This is a genomic window from Pseudomonas sp. P1_C12, from assembly GCF_056406435.1.
The window spans coordinates 159,302-178,005 of the sequence record NZ_JBFUAE010000007.1 but is presented as its reverse complement, the minus strand read 5'-3'; the positions used below and the strand labels follow the sequence as shown (position 1 = coordinate 178,005).

General features: G+C 61.3%; 18 protein-coding genes. 10 read left to right on the top strand and 8 right to left on the bottom strand.

What is annotated here, in order from left to right:
• The first annotated feature begins 102 nt into the window (after positions 1-102).
• Positions 103-1,317: a phosphoserine phosphatase SerB gene (serB, locus tag AC1D19_RS14890; RefSeq protein ID WP_108218400.1), complete on the top strand. Its 1,215-nt coding sequence runs from the start codon at positions 103-105 to the stop codon at positions 1,315-1,317.
• Between the two features lie 97 nt (positions 1,318-1,414).
• Here serB and asd read toward each other — a convergent pair whose 3' ends face one another.
• Genes asd through AC1D19_RS14875 form a run of 3 tightly spaced genes read right to left on the bottom strand, consistent with a single transcriptional unit; the run spans position 1,415 to position 4,689 of the window.
• Complete coding sequence (asd, locus tag AC1D19_RS14885) at positions 1,415-2,275, bottom strand: archaetidylserine decarboxylase (RefSeq protein ID WP_477763675.1); 861 nt, start codon at positions 2,273-2,275, stop codon at positions 1,415-1,417.
• Between the two features lie 18 nt (positions 2,276-2,293).
• Complete coding sequence (locus AC1D19_RS14880) at positions 2,294-3,109, bottom strand: rhodanese-like domain-containing protein (RefSeq protein WP_477763674.1); 816 nt, start codon at positions 3,107-3,109, stop codon at positions 2,294-2,296.
• Between the two features lie 41 nt (positions 3,110-3,150).
• Positions 3,151-4,689 carry an HDOD domain-containing protein gene (locus AC1D19_RS14875; RefSeq protein ID WP_477763673.1) on the bottom strand — a complete coding sequence of 513 codons (1,539 nt, stop codon included), beginning with the start codon at positions 4,687-4,689 and terminating at the stop codon, positions 3,151-3,153.
• A 167-nt stretch (positions 4,690-4,856) separates the two neighbouring features.
• Between AC1D19_RS14875 and motA the strand changes: the two genes are divergently transcribed.
• Together motA and motB are read left to right on the top strand one after the other, a co-directional pair.
• Entirely contained in the window at positions 4,857-5,708 is an 852-nt protein-coding gene (gene motA, locus AC1D19_RS14870; protein ID WP_150754807.1) for a flagellar motor stator protein MotA, read from the top strand.
• A gap of 3 nt (positions 5,709-5,711) precedes the next feature.
• Complete coding sequence (motB, locus tag AC1D19_RS14865; RefSeq protein WP_477763672.1) at positions 5,712-6,740, top strand: flagellar motor protein MotB; 1,029 nt, start codon at positions 5,712-5,714, stop codon at positions 6,738-6,740.
• A gap of 51 nt (positions 6,741-6,791) precedes the next feature.
• Here the strand turns inward: motB and AC1D19_RS14860 are convergent, their stop codons facing one another.
• From AC1D19_RS14860 to rsgA, 4 genes are all read right to left on the bottom strand, one after another.
• On the bottom strand, positions 6,792-7,283 hold the full coding sequence (locus AC1D19_RS14860) for a toll/interleukin-1 receptor domain-containing protein (RefSeq protein ID WP_477754986.1): 492 nt from the start codon (positions 7,281-7,283) through the stop codon (positions 6,792-6,794).
• Positions 7,283-8,242 (bottom strand): caspase family protein, encoded by a 960-nt coding sequence (locus AC1D19_RS14855; RefSeq protein ID WP_477763671.1) that lies wholly within the window; start codon positions 8,240-8,242, stop codon positions 7,283-7,285. Before AC1D19_RS14855 ends, AC1D19_RS14860 begins: the two co-directional genes overlap by 1 nt.
• A 2-nt stretch (positions 8,243-8,244) precedes the next feature.
• The gene (locus tag AC1D19_RS14850; RefSeq protein WP_477763670.1) at positions 8,245-8,652 is read right to left on the bottom strand and encodes a TIR domain-containing protein; all 408 of its coding nucleotides are present in this window, start codon (positions 8,650-8,652) and stop codon (positions 8,245-8,247) included.
• A 198-nt stretch (positions 8,653-8,850) separates the two neighbouring features.
• Entirely contained in the window at positions 8,851-9,882 is a 1,032-nt protein-coding gene (rsgA, locus tag AC1D19_RS14845; protein WP_095943175.1) for a small ribosomal subunit biogenesis GTPase RsgA, read from the bottom strand.
• Between the two features lie 106 nt (positions 9,883-9,988).
• On the opposite strand from rsgA, the gene orn reads away from it, so the two are divergent.
• A complete protein-coding gene (gene orn / locus AC1D19_RS14840) occupies positions 9,989-10,531 on the top strand; it encodes an oligoribonuclease (RefSeq protein WP_477763669.1) in 543 nt (180 codons plus the stop codon).
• A 156-nt stretch (positions 10,532-10,687) separates the two neighbouring features.
• Positions 10,688-11,299 carry a trimeric intracellular cation channel family protein gene (locus AC1D19_RS14835; protein ID WP_057712247.1) on the top strand — a complete coding sequence of 204 codons (612 nt, stop codon included), beginning with the start codon at positions 10,688-10,690 and terminating at the stop codon, positions 11,297-11,299.
• On the opposite strand, the gene queG is transcribed toward AC1D19_RS14835, so the two are convergent.
• Entirely contained in the window at positions 11,281-12,360 is a 1,080-nt protein-coding gene (gene queG, locus AC1D19_RS14830) for a tRNA epoxyqueuosine(34) reductase QueG (RefSeq protein ID WP_477763668.1), read from the bottom strand. The genes AC1D19_RS14835 and queG overlap by 19 nt on opposite strands.
• Before the next feature lie 63 nt (positions 12,361-12,423).
• Between queG and AC1D19_RS14825 the strand changes: the two genes are divergently transcribed.
• Genes AC1D19_RS14825 through miaA form a run of 5 tightly spaced genes read left to right on the top strand, consistent with a single transcriptional unit; the run spans position 12,424 to position 18,690 of the window.
• Positions 12,424-13,923 carry an NAD(P)H-hydrate dehydratase gene (locus AC1D19_RS14825; RefSeq protein ID WP_477763667.1) on the top strand — a complete coding sequence of 500 codons (1,500 nt, stop codon included), beginning with the start codon at positions 12,424-12,426 and terminating at the stop codon, positions 13,921-13,923.
• Positions 13,911-14,381, top strand: a complete 471-nt coding sequence (gene tsaE, locus AC1D19_RS14820) for a tRNA (adenosine(37)-N6)-threonylcarbamoyltransferase complex ATPase subunit type 1 TsaE (RefSeq protein ID WP_150727883.1) — start codon at positions 13,911-13,913, stop codon at positions 14,379-14,381. Before AC1D19_RS14825 ends, tsaE begins: the two co-directional genes overlap by 13 nt.
• The gene (locus tag AC1D19_RS14815) at positions 14,382-15,812 is read left to right on the top strand and encodes an N-acetylmuramoyl-L-alanine amidase (RefSeq protein WP_477754993.1); all 1,431 of its coding nucleotides are present in this window, start codon (positions 14,382-14,384) and stop codon (positions 15,810-15,812) included.
• Entirely contained in the window at positions 15,809-17,719 is a 1,911-nt protein-coding gene (mutL, locus tag AC1D19_RS14810) for a DNA mismatch repair endonuclease MutL (protein ID WP_477763666.1), read from the top strand. Before AC1D19_RS14815 ends, mutL begins: the two co-directional genes overlap by 4 nt.
• Positions 17,719-18,690: a tRNA (adenosine(37)-N6)-dimethylallyltransferase MiaA gene (miaA, locus tag AC1D19_RS14805; protein WP_477763665.1), complete on the top strand. Its 972-nt coding sequence runs from the start codon at positions 17,719-17,721 to the stop codon at positions 18,688-18,690. The genes mutL and miaA overlap by 1 nt, the downstream gene beginning before the upstream one ends.
• Positions 18,691-18,704 lie beyond the last annotated feature (14 nt).

Here is an 18,704-nt window from a genome sequence, read left to right as displayed (position 1 = left end):
CGCAGTATAGCGACAGGCCCTAGGCCGTCAAAGCGCTCACGGTGCCCGATGGTCACTGAAAGTGGGTAGAATGCGTTTTTTTTCCACCTGCGGGGGTGCGCCTTGCGCGAAATCGTCCTGATAAACATCACGGGAGTCGACCGTCCGGGTCTGACTGCGGCCATTACCGGCGTTCTGGCCCAGGGTGGTGTGAACATTCTCGACATCGGTCAGGCGGTGATCCACGACACCTTGTCGTTCGGCATCCTGGTTGAAATTCCCGACACCGAACAAGGCAAGTCCGTGCTCAAGGACATCCTGTTCAAGGGGTACGAGCTCGATCAACAGGTGCGTTTCACGCCGGTGTCCGAAGAGGATTACCAGCAGTGGGTCGGCAACCAGGGTAAAAAACGCCACATCGTGACCCTGTTGACCCGCAAGGTGACAGCCGGGCAGTTGCAGGCCGTGAGTTCGATCACCGCCAAATATGGCCTGAACATTGATCACATCGATCGTCTGTCCGGACGTATGCCGCTGGACACCCCGGCCGACAAGGGCAAGGGCTGCATCGAGTTCTCCGTGCGTGGCGAGGCGGCTGACCCGCAGGCGCTGCGTGCCGAATTCCTCAGCGTTGCCCAGGAACTGAACGTCGACATCGCCTTCCAGGAAGATTCGCTGTTCCGGCGCAACCGTCGCCTGGCGGTGTTCGATATGGATTCAACGCTGATCGAAGCCGAAGTGATCGATGAACTGGCCAAGGCGGCCGGTGTGGGTGACAAGGTTTCGGAAATCACCGAACGGGCGATGGCCGGTGAGCTGGATTTCCGCGCCAGCTTCAAGGAGCGCCTGGCCTTGCTCAAAGGTCTGGACGTCAATGTGCTGGATTCCATCGGTGCCTCGCTGCGCCTGACCGAAGGCGCCGAAACCCTGTTCGCTGAACTCAAGCGCCTGGGTTACAAGACTGCGATTCTGTCGGGCGGCTTCACCTACTTCGCCAAGCAATTGCAGGCCAAGCTGGGTATCGACTACGTGTTTGCCAACGAACTGGAAGTGGTCGACGGCAAAGTCACCGGCGTGGCGGTCGAGCCGATTGTCGATGCGCAGCGCAAGGCCGATTTGCTGAAGGAACTGGCGCACAAGGAAGGTTTGCGCTTGGAGCAGACCATCGCGGTCGGCGACGGTGCCAACGACCTGCCGATGCTGGCAATTGCCGGGTTGGGCGTGGCATTCCGTGCCAAGCCGCTGGTGAAACAGTCGGCCAAGCAGGCGATTTCGACCCTTGGGCTGGACGGCGTGCTGTATCTGCTGGGCTTCCGCGATCGCGACGGGCAGCTCTAAACGCATAAGCCCGTAGGAGCTGGCTTGCCAGCGAAGGCGGTGTATCAGATACACCGCGTTGGCACATTCGCCGGCAAGCCGGCTCCTACTGGAATGGTCAGGCCTTCGGCAGGCCCATGCCCTGACCCATCTGCACCGCTGTACCGGCGGTCATTTCTTCAGCCCACTTCACTTGATCCGGCCCGAACAGCACGACAGCGGTCGAACCCAGCTTGAAGCGACCCAGTTCTGCGCCTTTTTCCAGGTGGATCGGCGCGCGTGCGGCTTCGTCATAACGGAAGGTTTTCAACTCGCGCTTGGGCGGTGTCACCAGACCGGCCCAGACGGTTTCAATCGATGCAACGATCATTGCGCCCACCAGCACCACGGCCATCGGCCCGCGCTCGGTGTCGAAAATGCACGCCACGCGTTCGTTGCGGGCAAACAATTCCGGAACGTTTTCAGCGGTGGTCTGGTTGACCGAGAACAGACGACCCGGGATGTAGACCATCTCGCGCAGGGTGCCGGCCAGTGGCATGTGCACGCGGTGATAGTCCTTCGGCGACAGGTAGATGGTCGCGAAGTCACCGCCCATGAACGGCGCAGCATTTGCCGCATCGCCACCCAACAGTTCCAGCACGCTGAAACTGTGACCCTTGGCCTGGAACACGCGACCGTGCTCGATCGGGCCGAGCTGGCTGATCGCGCCGTCAGCCGGGCTGAGGATCGCGTCCGGGGTTTCGTCCAGCGGACGGGCACCGTCTTTCAGTGCACGGGTGAAGAACGCGTTGAAGTGCTCGTAGGCGGTCAGGTCTTCGACCAGGGCCTGGGACATGTCCACCTGATAACGCTTGGCGAACCAGGCGGTGAACGCATTCTTGAACCAGCGCACGCGGCATTCGGCGATGCAGCCGGCCAGTCGCGAGAGCAAGTTGTGGGGCAGCAGGTACTGGCCGAGGAGAAACAGACGCTTGTTCATTAACGGTCCTTAAAAATCTCAAATTTCTACCGGGGTATCGGGATGGTTGCCCCATTCGCCCCAAGAGCCGGCGTAGCCTTTGACCCGCGGATAACCGAGAGCCTTGGCCACCAGATAGGTGAAGCCAGAACGATGGTGGGTCTGGCAGTGGGTAATCACTTCTTTGTCTTTGCTGATCCCGAGTTGTTCGAGGATCTGCGGCATGTCGGTGCGGATGCGCAGCTGACGTGCCTTATCCATGCCGGCGGTCCATTCGAAATTGACCGCGCCGGGAATGTGGCCACCCTTGGCTGCCAGGACTTTCTCGCCGGAGTACTCCAGCGGGCCGCGAGCATCCCAGATTGCCAGGTCGGCGGCGCCGAGTCGGCTTTGCAGGTATTCGCGGGTGGCGGTGGGTTCATCGTGCAAGGTCAGTGAAACCGGGCCACCCACGGGTGGCGGGATCTGGATCGACATGGGCAAACCTTCTGCCAGCCAGGCCGGCAGGCCGCCGTCGACATAGTAGTACTTGCTGTGGCCGATGACATCCAGCAGCCAGATGAAGCGCCCGGCCCAACCACCGCCTTCGTCGTCATACACCACATAGATCGCATCGGGGTTGTGTCCCAGCTCACCAAACAAGGTTTCGAGTGCGGCCTGCGGGGGCATCAGTCCCGGGGCGGGGGCCTGGCCGAGCTGCGTGCGTTTCGGATCGACAAAGTGCGCGCCGGGAATGTGCCCTTCGGCGTAGCGGGCGGCACTGGTCAAGTCCACCAGAATCAATTCGCGAGCGTCGAGGCGAGGGAGCAAGTCGCTCGGCTCGATCACCAGCGGCAAGCCAGAGAAGTCAGACATGTGAGGTCTCCAGAGCACAAAAGGGGGGATTGTAGCGCAGCTTATTGGCCACGGTGGCTAAAGCTGTGCAGGGCTTTCTCGATGCACTGCGCGGTTTTGCCGAAGGCCTGTACGGAAATTTCCGAAAACGGTCCGCCGCCCTGGTCCGCCACGACGATCATGATCACCCGGCCATTATTGACCAGCGAGCGTAGCAGCAGGTGTTCGCCGCTGAACTGCGAACGCAGGCTGTTGGGCAGCAGCGCCGAGAATTGCGCGTTGTTGGCTGGCGTCAGGCGCACCTGGGCCTGTTGCGCGAGCAGGCGTTGCAACACGTTGCTCTGGCTGACCACGAAGTTCAACCCGGCCGCTTCCTTCGGCAGACCGGCCGTCTGGTGCGCGCGCAGGTTGGCTTGGGTGCGGTCGGCCATCAGGATCATCACCCGACGCATGCCGCAGGCTGCGAGGGCGTCCCGGGCGGCGATGGTCAGGTGCATGGCGTTGGTGAAGCGACTCGGCTCGGCCAGCAATTCGGCACATTGCTTGCGCCACTTCGCCAGGTCTTCGGCGGTGGGTGCCGATGCCGGCAGCAGCCCGGCGTGGATACGATTCATGCCCCACGGCCAGATCAGTGATTCGGCGGGGTGCCAGAGGTCGGGCATGGCGTGTTGGCGTGCGCTGTTGGCAGCTTGCTGGTGCAGTTGCTGTTGCACCTCGTCCATCGGCATTTGCAGGTAAAGGCTGGTCAGGAATTGCCAGCGCTCACTGTGCGGGCTGTCCCAGGCGTGTTGCGCCGACAGTGCCAGCCCATTGGCCAGCAATACCGTATTGGCCGGTTGATTGAGCCAGCGGCGCAGGGTCGGGTCGTCATCGAGACGGTTCTGCTGGCGCAGTGGATGCTCGCTGTCACGGGCGATACGCAGGACTTTCACCAGTTCCCGCTGTTCAGTGAGCAGCAGTCGATAGCCCTGCTGCACCCAGATCGGCAAGCGCCAGATCTCCACCATCGCCTGGCCGATCTCCAGCAGGCGTACGCCAAGCAATTGCTTTTCGACTTTGCATGCGGACTCGCCTTTGTGGATGACCCGCAACTCCCATTCTTCGAGCAGTTTTGGATGGGTCAGCGCCAACGGCCACAGGGGCGAAAGAAACAGCAGGCTGCCCCAGTGGATGTCCTGCCACAGCCGCGCCAGGCGGCTGGCGAAAAAACCGTTGGCCTGTTGCGTGGCGTGCTGGCTGATCATCTGCAGCTGACGCAAGGCTTTGGGGATCTCGGACCGGGGTTCGGCGGGCAGGCGCGCGAGCAGTTCTTCCGTGCGCTTCAAGCCGAGGCGGTTGATTGCAATTTCAAGGTTTTCCGCAGGATCGGTCATGCTGCCATGGGTATGCCGGTTGGCTTCGCGAATCACGCTCAAGGCCAGGGCCGGACTGCCTTGCATCAAGTCAGCGATGTCGCGCAGCGAGCTGCGATTGTCACGGATGGCCTTGCAGACCCGGTCGTGGCTGGCTTGCGGAACCGGCAGGCGTACGCCATCAAGAAGCTTGACCCAGCCTTCGAGAGTGGTCGGTTTCGGGGCTGGAACGTTCGTTTCGTTAACCATGGTGGGAGGCGATCATCGTCAACATTACCTGTGCCCGGATGGGGTCAAATCAGTTTTTCGCCTGAACTGGCTATAGTCTGGCGCAGTTTTGCCGATAAGGAGAAGAAGAGATTTTTTAACTTCCGAATATGACCTTGAACCCGACTCAGTAAGTGCTCTCCTAACCTATGGCTAAAATTATCGGCATCATCGTCGTATTCGCGAGCGTGCTCGGCGGATACGTGCTTTCCCACGGCAAGATTGCCGCCTTGATCCAGCCTTTCGAGGTCATGATCATCGGTGGCGCCGCCCTTGGTGCATTCTTGCAGGCCAACCCCGGCTACATGACGATGCACGTGCTCAAGAAGTCCCTGAGCATGTTCGGCTCGCGCTTCAATCACGGCTTCTACCTTGAAGTGCTGGGCCTGATCTACGAGATCCTCAACAAGAGCCGCCGCGAAGGCATGATGGCCATCGAAGGCGACATCGAAGATGCCGCCGCGAGCCCGATCTTCGCCAAGTACCCGACGGTCCTCAAGGACGAGCGCATGACCGCGTTCATCTGCGATTACCTGCGCATCATGTCCTCCGGCAACATGGCCCCGCACGAGCTGGAAGGCTTGTTCGACATGGAACTGTTCAGCCTCAAGGAAGACCTGGAACACCCATCCCACGCCGTGAACGGCATCGCCGACGCCATGCCCGGTTTCGGTATTGTCGCGGCGGTACTGGGGATCGTGGTGACCATGGCTTCGCTGGGTGAGGGCGATCAGAAGTCCATTGGCCTGCACGTCGGTGCGGCACTGGTCGGTACCTTCTTCGGTATTCTCGCCGCCTACGGTTTCTTCGGCCCGCTGGCCCATTCCCTGGCCCACGATGCCAAGGAAGAACTGAACGTCTACGAAGCCATCAAGGCCTCGCTGGTGGCTTCGGCTTCCGGCATGCCGCCATCGCTGGCCGTGGAGTTCGGGCGCAAGGTGCTGTACCCGGCGCACCGTCCAAGCTTCGCCGAGCTGGAACAAGCGGTTCGCGGTCGTTAAGTTATGGAAAACAATCAGCCGATAATCATCAAGCGCGTCAAGCGCATCGCTGGCGGGCACCACGGAGGCGCGTGGAAAATCGCCTTCGCCGACTTCGCCACGGCGATGATGGCGTTCTTCCTGGTGTTGTGGCTGCTGTCCACCGCCACGCCGGAACAGAAGATTGCCATCGCCGGTTACTTCAAGGACCCGATCGGCTTTTCCGAAAGCGGTACGCCGTACATCATCGATCTGGGCGGCACGCCGACCCTGGCGCCGGAAAACACCCTCAACCCCGAAGTGAAGTCCCAGCCGCAGCCGGACAAGGTCACCATCGATACCGACCAGGTCGAAGGCATGGCCGAGCAGGTCGAAAAAGAACGCCTCGAGCTGTTGCTGCAAGAGCTGCAGAACAAGGTCGAAGAAAACCCGCAGCTGCAGAAGTTCAAGGATCAGATCCTGTTCGAAATCACGCCGGACGGCCTGCGAATCCAGATCATGGACGCGGAAAACCGCCCGATGTTCGACTCGGGTTCAGCCCGTCTGAAGCCGTATTTCGAAGACATCCTGCTGGCCATGGCCGACACCATCAAGGCGGTGCCGAACAAGATCAGCATCAGCGGCCACACCGATGCCAAGCCGTACACCGGCACCGGTGATTTCGGTAACTGGGAGCTTTCTGCCAACCGAGCCAACGCCGCTCGGCGTGCGCTGGTGGCGGGCAGCTATCCGGATGCACAGGTGGCGCGCGTGGTCGGCTATGCCTCGTCGGCCCTGTTCGATCGCGAGCATCCGTTCAACCCGGTTAACCGCCGTATCGACATCGTGGTGCTGACGAAGAAAGCCCAGCGTGCGATCGAAGGTTCGCAAGGGGCGGAGCCTGCTCCTGATGCGCCGCAAGGTTCGGCTGCTCCGGGAGCCGCACCGTCTACACCGGTCGACCCGAACGCGTTGCCGGCGGACAAGGAACCTCTGCCGGCTCATGAACTGCGTGAGCGTCTGAACCTGTTCGATGATCCGGCACCGAAACCGGGTGAGCCGCCCAAGCAGTGACCGACAAAAAAGCCGACAGCGATGTCGGCTTTTTTGTCGGCGTTTTCTACGTTAAAAGCCGCGGGTGATTCGGGATTTGAGATCGGCGTGAAAGCGATCCGCATTGGATTTGTTGACGCTGCGCACCGACTCGCTGCCGGTCACCGATTCCAGCGACATCGAGCGCTTGAGTGTCGCTTCGTTGCGATAGGCATCGATAAAGAACTCGATGTCCCGGTCGCTGATCAGCTTCGGCCATTTATCGAGGTACAGCGGCAGCTCTGTCGGGCCGGTCTTGAACGAGCAGATACGCCGATTAGTGATAGTCGCCTCGCCGATTTCGAACGGCACCCACCAGGACAGCGCGGTTTTCTCCGACACCACCGCCAGCAGGTGCGTGCATTCGCTGATGTTGCGGGTGATCACCCCGGTGATGTCATCGGTGGTCTGGGATTCGATATCCAGTACGTCGAGGTAGGTCTTGATATTGGCCTGGATCAGGCGCCCGTTGATTTTGACCGCGTGGGCGCGATCCATGTGGCGGTAGCTGATAAACACTGGCATCAGAAATGTCCCTTGATCGCGAGTTCGCGGTAATAGGCGCCGAGGGCGGTGAGGCGGCAGCCGGTGGAGTGGATGGCGGCGTAGTACATGTGTTCGGCGTCCACCGGTTCGACCAGGCTGTGGCGGTTGCACTTTTGCAGTTGGGCGAAGACTTCGCCGTGTTCAGGGTTGAACTCGGGTTCGGTGGGCTCAAAGCTGGGGGCGAGGGGGTATACCGACTCCGCTTCGGCAAACCATTCGGGGAGTTTGCGCAGGATTTCCTTGGGGATCAGCGGCGACACTTCGCGCAGGGAAATGAACTGCGAGACGTTAGTCTTGAACACCGGACGCTGTTCCCAGGCGTCGAGGGCATTGTCGACAAACGAATAAAGGCTGCCGGGAGTGATCTTGCCCAGGATGTTCGCTGCACCACCGTGCAGGGCCTGGAGCAGCAATCCGGTGAACACGCCGTGCTGCACGCCCTCCATCGCCGGCTCTTCCTTTTTGCAGGCGGTCAGGATGGTCATGCCTTCGCCGACCACGCTGCCTTCACTGCGCAAGGCGCGCAGTTCGCCGGCCGAGCCGCTCTGGCAACAATCGAGAATGATCACTTTGTTCTTGATCTTCGTGGCCTTGCTCGCCCAGTTGAGGATGTCGCTGAGGCGAATCCCGTCCTTGGCGCTCTTGTAGTCCTGCGGGATCAACATGCCTTCGTCGGTGTCGGTATCGAAGCTGCCGTGGCCGGCGAAATACAGCAGCGCGACGTTGCAGTCCCCGGCAAAGAGCTCGCGGATCTGGTCTTCGAGTTTTTCCCGGCTCAGGTAGTCCTCGGCGGAGGTCAGTACGATGTTCTTGAAGTTCGGATCGCCATTGGCATCGGTCTTCAAAACGGACGCCATGGCCATGGCGTCATTGCTGCAACCGCTCAGGCGCGATACATGGGTGTAGTCGTTGATGCCGATAAACAGTCCCTTGCGCATGGTTACACCGCCGTATGCTGGCGAATCGCATCGATGATGCTGTTGGTGTTCCACGCACATTCGGCATGTGCCGCGTCACGTACCACCGTGGAAATGCGCTCGGCACCGAACGGCTTGATCGCAATGATCACCTTGCCCATGCGCTTGGCGATCTCGATTTCCTTGTTGATCCACTTGCTGTAGGTGGAATACATCCCGGCCATGATCAATACCGCCGAACACGGGCGAATCTTGTTTTCGATGGCCTCCTCAAGTTGTTTGTCGGTTTTCGCGCCGACAATCGGGTTGTCCGGTGGCACCGAAAAATTCTTGTAGGTGAAACCGGGCCAGGCGTTGAGCAAGCGTACGAGATTGTCGTGGGCGTCGGGGTAGTTCCACGAGTGGCTGATGAACAGGTGGTAGGTTTGCATGGGTGTCCCTCGGTGTCGCAGGAGTGCGAAGAGGGTTTGAACTTAGGTGAATACAGGGCGGCCACAAGGTGTCGGCGCGGAAAGAGAAATGCCCTACAAGCGAGCGTGCGCGCGTCTTACAGAAAGTTCTGATGTTTAAGCGGGGGAAGATCCAGCCACCGGCCGCCCCGCTGAAGGCAGGGCGGCCGGTACGTCTGTTTAGTAGCCGTTTTCCGGCAGACTGGCGATGATCGAGCGGTAGCTGTTCATCCGTTGCTGCTGCACGCGGCCGTCTTCAAGGGCCTTGAGCAGCGCGCAACCAGGTTCGCGGTCGTGCTTGCAGTCGCGGAAGCGGCAGGTGCCGAGCAGATCGTTGAACTCGATGAAACCAGCTTCGACGTCGGCACGGCTGACGTGGCCCAGGCCGAATTCGCGGATACCCGGGGAGTCGATCAACTCACCGCCGCCGGGGAAGTGGAACAACCGCGCGGTGGTGGTGGTGTGAGTGCCCTGGCCGGACAGTTCGGACAACGGACCGACGCGGGTTTCGACTTCCGGCAGCAGGCTGTTGACCAGCGATGACTTGCCGACACCGGACTGACCGACGAACACGCTGATACGCCCGTCCAGCTGCTTCTGCAACTGCTCCATACCGTTGCCGTGGTGCGCCGACACTTCCAGCACCGGATAGCCGAGGGTGCGGTACACCGCGAGCAAGGCATTCAGCGCAGGAGCGTTGTTGTCGTCGATCAGGTCGAACTTGTTCAGCAGCAACAACGGTTTGATGCCCGCATGCTCGGCCGCCACCAGGTAGCGGTCGATCAGGTTGGCGTGGGGCTCGGGCAGCGGTGCAAACACGATGACGATCATGTCGACGTTGGCCGCAACAGGCTTGAGCTGACCACGGCTATCCGGGCGACACAGCTCGGTGTTGCGCGGCAGTTGCGCCACGATCACGCCGATGCCCTGGTTGCCGGCACGCCAGACCACCTGATCGCCGGTCACCAGCGCCGGCAGGTTGGCACGCAGGTGACAACGGAACACCTGGCCGGCCAGTTCGCCATCACGGGCTTCGACTTCGACCTGCACGCCGAAGTGCGCGATCACCAGGCCGTGCTGTTCCGGGCCCAGATCGCCGCCCTCAAGCGCCTCGACAGCCGAGGACTCGCGTTTGGCGGCGCGGGCAGCGCGTTCGCCCTGAATCTTTTCGATGCGCCAGTTTTGACGACGATTGAGTTGGCGTTTGGCCATGGGTGTTCCGTATAAAGAATGCAGCGATTAGGTAAAACGGCCGCGAGTTTAGCACGCCCGGCTACCGGCCTAGGCTAAACTGCGCAGCATTGCCTAGGAGCCAAACATGCAAAACCCACAGAACCTGATCTGGATCGACCTGGAAATGACCGGTCTGAACCCGGACACCGACGTCATCATCGAAATGGCCACCATCGTCACCGACAGTGACCTGAACACCCTGGCCGAAGGCCCGGTGATCGCCATTCACCACAGCGACGAAATCCTCGCCGGCATGGACGAGTGGAACACCCGTCAGCACGGCGGTTCCGGGCTGACCCAGCGGGTTCGCGACAGCCGCATCAGCATGGCCGAAGCCGAAGCACAAACCATCGCATTCCTGGAGAAGTGGGTGCCGAAGGGCAAATCGCCGATCTGCGGCAACAGCATCTGTCAGGATCGGCGCTTCCTTTATACCCACATGAAATCCCTGGAAAGTTTCTTCCACTACCGCAACCTCGACGTGTCCACGCTCAAAGAGCTGGCTGCGCGCTGGGCACCGGACGTGCGTGACAGCTTCAAGAAAGGCAGCACCCACCTGGCCCTGGACGACATCCGCGAATCCATCGCCGAGTTGCAGCACTACCGCAAGCATTTCATCAAGTTCTGATACGGCCCACGGTCCTTGTGTAGGAGCTGCCGCAGGCTGCGATCTTTTGATCTTGAACACCAAAGTCAAAAGATCGCAGCCTGCGGCAGCTCCTACAGGGGTTGTGGGCTTTGGTGAAGTGAGTAGACTGCGCGCCTTTTTGTAAGGATCGCCACCATGCTGCTGATGCTCTACCTGATCGCCATCACCACCGAAGCCATGACCGGCGCCCTGTCTGCAGGGCGTCGTGGCATGGACTGGTTCGGTGTGGTGTTGATCGCTTGCGTCACGGCACTGGGGGGCGGGTCGGTGCGCGATGTGCTGCTCGGGCATTACCCGCTGACGTGGGTCAAACACCCGGAATACCTGGTGCTGACCACGGCTGCCGCCATGATCACAGTGTTCACGGCGCGCTGGATGCGCCATCTGCGTTCACTGTTTCTGGTGCTCGATGCCATGGGGCTGGTGGCTTTCACCCTGATCGGCTGCATCACCGCCCTGGAAATGGGCCACGGCATGTTGGTGGCCTCGGTCAGCGGCGTGATTACCGGCGTCTTCGGCGGCATCCTGCGGGACATCTTCTGCAACGATATTCCGCTGATCTTTCGCCGTGAGCTCTATGCCAGCGTCTCGTTTGCGGCGGCGTGGTGCTACATGCTCTGCATCTATCTGCAATTACCCGATGAGCAATCGATTCTGATCACCTTGTTCGGCGGTTTTCTGCTGCGCTTGCTGGCAATCCGTTTTCATTGGGAAATGCCCAAGTTCGTCTACAACGACGAAGCCTGACGTTCGGCGTGTTGCCGCAACGCCCATTCGACATGCTCACGCACCAGTTCCGAAGGATGCTGCCGTCGCGCCTTCAGCGCTTCCAGCACCGGAATCGTTGAAGGCGCATTGCCCAACCCCACCGCCAGGTTGCGCAACCAGTTTTCGTAACCGGTCCGGCGCAGCGGCGAGCCTTCGGTGCTGCTCAGGAATTTGTCTTCATCCCACATGAACAGTTCCGCCAGCCCGGCATTGTCCAGATTGTGCCGCGGCTTGAAGTCGCTTTCCCCGGACGGGCGGGCGAAGCGGTTCCATGGGCAGACGATCTGGCAGTCATCGCAACCAAACACACGATTGCCGATCAGTGGCCGCAGGTCTTCAGGGATGGCGCCTTTGAGTTCGATGGTCAGGTAGGAAATGCAGCGTCGGGCATCCAGCACATAGGGGCCGACGAAGGCGTTGGTCGGGCAAATGTCGAGGCAGGCGCTGCACCGCCCGCAGTGTTCGGTGGCGTGGGGCGGGTCGACCGGCAGCGGCAAGTCGACGAACAGTTCGGCGAGGAAGAAATAACTGCCTGCCTTGCGATTCAAGACCAGGGTATTTTTGCCGATCCATCCAAGCCCCGCCTGTTCGGCGATGGCTTTTTCCAGCACCGGCGCGCTGTCGACGAAGGCGCGATACCCAAACGGGCCGATCTCGGCCTGAATTTTTTCCGCCAGTTGTTGCACGCGTTTGCGGATCAGCTTGTGGTAATCGCGACCCAGGGCATAACGGGAGACGTAGGCTTTTTCCGGTTTGGCCAACACTTTCGCCATTTGGGTGTCGCCGGCCAGGTAGTCCATGCGCAGCGAAACCACGCGCAAAGTGCCCGGCACCAGCTCTTCGGGGTGCGAGCGTTTGCTGCCGTGGGCGCCCATGTAGTCCATTTCGCCGTGGTAGCCGGCTTCGAGCCAGCGTTCCAGGTGCTGCTCATGCTCGGCCAGGTCGAGGCCGCTGATGCCGACTTGCTGAAAGCCCAGCTCGCGGCCCCAGTCCTTGATGGATTGGGCGAGGGCGGGCAGGTCTGTGGTAATAGCGGGCATGAGACAAGAGAAACCGGAGCTGAGGTGCGTATAATTCTGCCAGACATCGGAGCCTGAAGACGCATGCCGCACACTAAAGATGAATTACCCGACGCGCTGTATAGCGCCGCCCAGGTGCGAGCACTCGACGCGAGCCTGATTGCCGCCGGCACAGCGGGCTTCGAATTGATGCAGCGCGCGGCGCGGGCGACGTGGCGGGCGCTGGTGCGGCAGTGGCCGACAGCGAACGAGCTGAGCGTTCTGGCCGGTCATGGCAACAATGCCGGGGACGGGTACCTGGTGGCAGCGCTGGCCCAGCGTGCCGGTTGGTCGGTGCGGGTGCTGGCGGTGGGGGATCCGCAGCGCTTGCAGGGCGATGCGGCGTTAGCCCATGCCGAGGCGGTGTCCGAAAACGTGCTCATCGAGCCCTGGACCGCACAATCCGGATTGCGCGGCATTGTGCTGGATGCTTTGCTTGGTACCGGCCTGAGCGGTGATGTGCGTGAGCCGTATGCCAGCGCCATCGGCGCGATCAATGCCAGCGGGCTGCCGGTTGCGGCGGTGGATATTCCGTCAGGGTTGTGCGCTGATACGGGCCGCATCCATGGTCATGCCGTGCATGCCGACCTGACGGTCACGTTCATTGGCTTGAAGGTGGGGTTGTTCACCGGTGGTGCGGCGGATGTGGTGGGCGAACTGGTGTTCAATGACTTGCACGCCGATTCGCAGTTGATTGGTGGCGCGGCGTTCACCGCTCGTCGTCTGACGGCCGCTAACCTTCCGCGTCCAGCGCCCCGGACCCCGACCTCCCATAAAGGCCGATTCGGCCATGTGCTGCTGATCGGTGGTGATCGCGGGTTGGGTGGCGCGATTCTGCTGAGCGCGCAAAGTGCGCTGCGCAGCGGGGCGGGCATGGTGTCGGTGGCGACCCGTAGCGAACACGTGTCCGCCGCGCTGGCGCGGATCCCCGAGGCGATGGTGCTGGGCACTTCGTCGGCCAATCAGTTGATGGTTTTGCTGCAAAAAGTTTCCGTGTTGGTTGTCGGTCCGGGGCTGGGGCAGGCGGGTTGGGGGCGCAGCTTGTTGTCGGCCGCCGCCAACGCACCGCTGCCGCAAGTCTGGGACGCCGATGCGCTGAACCTGTTGGCCGAGGAGCGTGTGAGTTTGCCCAAGGGTTGCGTGATCACCCCGCATCCGGGCGAGGCGGCGCGTTTGCTTGGAATGAGTACGCTACAGGTTCAAGCCGATCGACCGGCAGCGGCCCATGCATTGAGCAAAAAATATACAGCTGTCGTCGTCTTAAAAGGTGCCGGCAGCCTGATCGCCCATCCCGATGGGCGTCTGGCGCTGTGTCATCAGGGGCACCCGGCCATGGCCACCGCCGGTTTGGGCGATGTGTTGGCCGGGTTGATCGGCGCATTGCTGGCCCAGGGCATGGAGCCATTTGACGCAGCCTGCCTGGCGGTCTGGCTGCACGCCAATGCCGGCGAGCAACAAGGAAAATTCGGCCGTGGGCTGGCGGCCAGTGATCTGATCCCAGCCATTCGTCAGTTGTTGGAGGAGCAAGCACCGTGTCTGAAGTAACCCTGTACCTGGCCGATGAGCAGGCCATGAGCGACTTTGGAGCACGCATTGCCCGAATCACCCAAGGCCATGGCCTGATCTTCCTCGAGGGCAACCTGGGGATGGGCAAAACCACGTTGTCCCGAGGCATCATCCGCGGCTTTGGGCATGTCGGAGCAGTCAAAAGCCCGACCTTCACCCTGGTTGAGCCCTACGAGATCGGCGACATTCGCGCCTTCCATTTCGATTTGTACCGTCTGGTCGATCCGGAGGAACTGGAGTTCCTCGGTATCCGCGACTACTTCGAAGACGATGCCCTGTGTCTGATCGAGTGGCCCGACAAAGGTGCAGGCTTTTTGCCAAAGCCCGACCTGACCATTACCATTAGCCCGCAAGACAGCGGGCGTTCGCTGAAAATTTTATCCCAGGGCTCGCGTGGCGAGGCCTGGTGTGCCGCTTTGGCATTGGAATCCAAATAGATGATGGGGTTAGGTATGCGCTTTCGCGCGTTGGTGGCTGCCGTAGGGGTGTTGTTTTTGGCGGTGACCGTCGACGCTGTGGCCGATTCGAAGGTCAACAGTGTTCGTCTGTGGCGGGCACCGGACAACACACGACTGGTGTTTGACCTGACCGGCCCGGTGCAACACAGCGTCTTTACCCTGACGGCTCCGGATCGCCTGGTCATCGACATCAATGGCGCGACCCTCGGTGCGCCGCTCAACGTCAACACCTCGAACACCCCGATTACCGCCATGCGCTCGGCTCAACGCACGCCGACCGACCTACGGGTGGTTATCGATCTGAAAAGGGCGGTAACGCCGAAGAGCTTCTCCCTGGCGCCGAACGCCCAGTACGGCAACCGGTTGGTGGTCGATCTGTTCGATAACGCCGCGGATGCCGCTCCTCCTCCAGCGCCAACACCGTCGGTCGCCACGGTGCCCGCCGTGCCGGTCACACCTGCGGAACCGGCGATCAAGTTGCCACCGGCCCCGGCTGGCAAGCGCGATATCATTGTGGTGATCGACGCCGGTCACGGTGGCGAAGACCCGGGGGCTTCGGGTTCTCGCGGTCAGCGTGAAAAAGACGTAGTACTGGCCATCGCCCGTGAATTGCAACGGCAGGTCAACGGCATGAAAGGCTTCCGCGCCGAACTGACCCGTACCGGTGACTACTTCATTCCGTTGCGCGGCCGTACCGAAATTGCCCGCAAGAAAGGCGCCGACCTGTTCGTCTCGATTCATGCCGATGCCGCGCCTTCTGCCGCCGCTTTCGGTGCTTCGGTATTTGCCCTGTCTGATCGCGGCGCGACTTCGGAGACGGCCCGTTGGCTGGCCGACAGCGAAAACCGTTCCGACCTGATCGGTGGTGCCGGCAACGTCAGCCTCGATGACAAGGACCGCATGCTCGCTGGCGTGCTGCTCGACCTGTCGATGACCGCATCCCTGACGTCCAGCCTGAACGTTGGCCAGAAGGTGCTGAGCAACATTGGCCGGGTTACGCCTTTGCACAAGCAACGGGTTGAGCAGGCCGGGTTCATGGTGCTGAAGTCGCCGGATATTCCGTCGATCCTGGTGGAAACCGGGTTTATCTCCAACGCTGACGAAGCCTCGAAGCTTGCTGCGTCCAGCCACCAGCAGGCGCTGGCGCGTTCGATCAGCAGCGGCGTGCGCCAGTTCTTCCAGCAGAACCCGCCGCCGGGCACTTACATTGCCTGGCTGCGCGACTCCGGCAAGATTGTGCAAGGTCCACGTGACCACCGCGTCAACCCGGGCGAGACCCTGGCGATGATCGCCGTGCGCTATCAAGTGTCGCCCGCCACCCTGCGCAGTGCCAACAACCTGTCGAGCGATGAGCTCAAGATCGGTCAGCACCTGACTATTCCGGGCACTGAACTGGCGGCCAAAGAATGAATCAGGTTGTGAACAACAGCGCTCGCATCGAGCTGCTCAGCCCGAGACTGGCGAACCAGATTGCGGCGGGTGAGGTGGTCGAACGCCCGGCTTCGGTGATCAAGGAGTTGCTGGAAAACAGCCTCGACTCCGGCGCCAAGCGTATCGATGTCGATGTGGAGCAGGGCGGCGTCAAGCTGCTGCGGGTGCGCGACGATGGCAGCGGCATTTCCGCTGATGACCTGCCGCTGGCGCTGGCCCGTCACGCCACCAGCAAGATCCGCAACCTGGAAGACCTCGAGCAGGTCATGAGCCTGGGGTTTCGTGGTGAGGCCCTGGCATCGATCAGCTCCGTGGCGCGCCTGACCCTGACCTCCCGCACCCGCGACGCCGATCAGGCCTGGCAGGTCGAGACCGAAGGCCGGGACATGGCGCCTCGCGTGCAGCCCGCGGCCCATCCGGTGGGCACATCGGTTGAAGTGCGCGACTTGTTCTTCAATACGCCGGCGCGGCGCAAATTTCTCAAGACAGAAAAAACCGAATTCGATCACCTGCAAGAAGTGATCAGGCGCCTGGCCCTGGCGCGCTTCGATGTGGCGTTCCATCTGCGCCACAACGGCAAGACCATCCTCAGCCTGCACGAGGCCCATGATGATGCGGCCCGTGCCCGGCGCGTGGCAGCGATCTGCGGGCCGGGCTTCCTGGAACAGGCGCTGCCGATCGAGATCGAGCGCAACGGCCTGCATCTATGGGGCTGGGTCGGGCTGCCGACCTTCAACCGCAGCCAGGCGGACTTGCAGTATTTCTTCGTCAATGGCCGTGCGGTGCGCGACAAACTGGTGGCTCACGCTGTGCGCCAGGCTTATCGCGACGTGCTGTTCAATGGTCGGCACCCGACCTTCGTGCTGTTTTTCGAAGTCGATCCGACCGGCGTCGACGTCAACGTGCACCCGACCAAGCACGAAGTGCGCTTCCGTGAAGGACGCATGGTTCACGATTTTCTCTATGGCACCTTGCACCGTGCCTTGGGCGATGTGCGGCCGGACGATCATCTGGCGGCGCCAGTTGCCACGGCCATCGTCCGGCCTACCGGTCTCGAAGCCGGTGAGTTCGGGCCCCAGGGCGAAATGCGCCTGGCCGCCAATGCGCTGCTGGAACAGCCTCAGGCTCAGCCGTCGTTCAGTACGCCGGCGGGTTCGGGAGCTGGCGCGGGTTATCAATATCAATACACGCCGCGTCCGCAGTCCGGTGTGCCTGTCGCCGAAGCGCAGGCCGCCTATCGCGAGTTCTTTGCGCCGCTGCCCGAGGCCAATGCCGTTGCGCTACCGGCCGGGCAGGACGACATCCCGCCGCTCGGTTATGCACTGGCACAACTCAAGGGCATCTACATTCTTTCGGAAAACGCCCAGGGCTTGGTGCTGGTGGACATGCACGCCGCCCACGAGCGGATCATGTATGAGCGTCTGAAGGTGGCGATGGCCAGCGAGGGCCTGAGCGGCCAGCCGTTGCTGGTGCCGGAGTCCCTGGCCGTCAGTCAGCGTGAAGCCGATTGCGCCGAGGAACATGTCGCCTGGTTCCAGCGTCTGGGCTTTGAATTGCAGCGTTTGGGCCCGGAAACCCTGGCGATCCGGCAGATTCCGGCACTGCTCAAACAGGCCGAGGCCAACCGGCTGGTCGCCGACGTCCTGGCCGACCTGATGGAGTTCGGCACCAGCGACCGCATTCAGGCGCACCTGAACGAATTGCTCGGGACCATGGCCTGCCACGGTGCGGTTCGTGCAAATCGGCGTTTGGCCCTGCCGGAAATGAACGCTCTGCTGCGTGACATGGAAAGCACCGAGCGCAGCGGTCAATGCAACCATGGCCGACCGACCTGGACCCAGCTGGGCCTGGACGATCTGGACAAACTCTTCTTGCGCGGTCGTTGATGAGCCAGTTCCCACCTGCGATTTTCCTGATGGGCCCGACCGCCGCCGGCAAGACCGATCTGGCCATCGAACTCACCAAGGTCCTGCCGTGCGAGTTGATCAGCGTCGATTCGGCGCTGGTCTACCGTGGCATGGACATTGGCACCGCCAAGCCTTCCAAAGAGCTGCTGGCGCAGTATCCGCATCGTCTGATCGATATTCTCGACCCGGCCGAGAGCTATTCGGCTGCGGATTTCCGCCGTGACGCCCTGGAAGCCATGGCGGAGATCACCGCACGCGGAAAAATTCCGCTGCTGGTGGGCGGCACCATGCTCTATTACAAGGCTTTGGTTGAAGGTCTGGCAGATATGCCGGCGGCCGATCCCGACGTCCGCGCGCAAATCGAAGAAGAGGCTGCACGCCTTGGCTGGCAAGCCTTGCATGAACAATTGGCGGTGATCGATCCGGAGTCTGCGGCGCGGATTCACCCGAACGATCCCCAGCGCCTCAGTCGGGCGCTGGAAGTTTATCGTGTCAGCGGTCAAAGCATGACTGCCCTGCGTATGCAACAATCTGCGCAAAGTACTGAAGCAGCCGCTTCGGGACGACAACAATTGCCCTATACTGTCGCGAACTTGGCCATTGCCCCGGCAAATCGTCAGGTACTGCACGAACGAATTAAACAAAGATTCACTTTAATGTTGGAACAGGGATTCATTGACGAGGTCGTAGCCCTGCGCAAGAGAGGTGACCTGCATGCCGGGTTGCCGTCTATACGTGCAGTAGGCTACCGCCAAGTCTGGGACTACCTGGATGGCAAGCTGACGTCAGCCGAGATGCAGGAGCGTGGAATCATTGCCACGCGCCAATTGGCGAAACGTCAGTTCACCTGGCTGCGCAGTTGGACTGATCTGCATTGGCTGGACAGTCTGGATTGCGACAATCTGCCGCGCGCCTTGAAATACCTGGGGACCGTCTCCATATTGAGCTGAGTCCTTGCAATTGC